This is a genomic window from Streptomyces sp. NPDC087844 (assembly GCF_044742785.1).
Taxonomy (GTDB): Bacteria; Actinomycetota; Actinomycetes; order Streptomycetales; family Streptomycetaceae; genus Streptomyces.
Genome location: NZ_JBIUVD010000066.1, coordinates 1 through 1,459 on the forward strand (window position 1 = coordinate 1; position 1,459 = coordinate 1,459).

The window sequence follows — 1,459 nt, forward strand, 5'->3', positions numbered from 1 at the left end:
CCGTTATGTTTTCTGCGGTTCCGCAACGGGGCCGCTGGCCTCCGGGTCCGGCATGACTGTGTCCCCCTGTCGAAGGCATGACCTGGGGGGTGGTGTCACCGGGTCCGGGGGTGTTCGTCGGAGACGCTGATCAGAGGTCCGGCCACCGTCCGGTCCGGCGCAATGCCGGACGGTTCGCGGGCGGCAGGTCTGCATAACGTGGATGCGCGAGCACGACACCCGAGCCGAGGCCGGCACCGCCAACACCCCTGAAAGGGCACGATGTTCGAGATCGAAGACGTGGGCGTGTTCCTCGGCCTGGACGTCGGCAAGTCCGCTCACCACGGCCACGGACTGACCCCGGCCGGGAAGAAGGTCTTCGACAAGCCGCTGCCCAACAGCGAACCGAAACTGCGGGCCGTCTTCGACAAGCTGACCGCAAAGTTCGGCACCGTCCTGGTCATCGTGGACCAGCCCGCCTCCATCGGCGCCCTGCCCCTGACCGTCGCCCGCGACGCCGGCTGCCGCGTCGCCTACCTGCCCGGCCTGGCCATGCGCCGGATCGCCGACCTCTACCCCGGCGAGGCCAAGACCGACGCCAAGGACGCGGCCGTCATCGCGGACGCCGCGCGGACGATGCCGCACACCCTGCGCTCGCTGGAACTCACCGACGAGATCACCGCCGAGCTGACCGTGCTGACCGGCTTCGACCAGGACCTCGCCGCCGAGGCCACCCGCACCTCCAACCGGATACGCGGCCTGCTCACCCAGTTCCACCCCAGCCTGGAACGCGTCCTCGGACCGCGCCTCGACCACCAGGCCGTGACCTGGCTGCTGGAACGCTATGGCTCCCCGGCCGCACTGCGCAAAGCCGGACGCCGCAGACTCGTCGAACTGATCCGCCCGAAGGCCCCGCGCATGGCCACCCGGCTGATCGACGACATCTTCGACGCCCTGGACGAGCAGACCGTCGTCGTCCCCGGCACCGGCACCCTGGACATCGTGATCCCTTCCCTGGCCGGCCAGCTCGCCGCCGTCCACACCCAGCGCCGGGCGATGGAAGCCCAGATCAACAGCCTGCTGGAGGCCCACCCTCTTTCCAAGGTCCTGACGTCGATGCCCGGTGTCGGCGTCAGGACCGCCGCCGTCCTGCTGGTCACCGTCGGCGACGGCACCAGCTTCCCCAGCGCCGCCCACCTGGCCTCCTACGCCGGACTCGCCCCGACCACAAGGTCGTCGGGGACCTCGATCCATGGCGAACACGCGCCCCGAGGCGGCAACCGCCAGCTCAAGCGCGCCATGTTCCTCTCCGCCTTCGCCTGCATGAACGCCGATCCCGCCTCCCGCACCTACTACGACAAGCAACGCGCCCGCGGCAAAACCCACACCCAGGCCCTCCTCCGCCTCGCCCGCCAACGCATCAGCGTCCTGTTCGCCATGCTCCGCGACGGCACCTTCTACGAATCCCGCACGCCTGCGG

General features: G+C 69.9%; 1 protein-coding gene. It reads left to right on the forward strand.

Translation table 11 applies throughout. From position 1 onward, the window contains the following. Window positions 1–261: 261 nt before the first annotated feature. On the forward strand, window positions 262–1,459 hold a 1,198-nt coding region (locus tag ACIOKD_RS42010), incomplete at its 3' end, for an IS110 family transposase (RefSeq protein WP_402093757.1).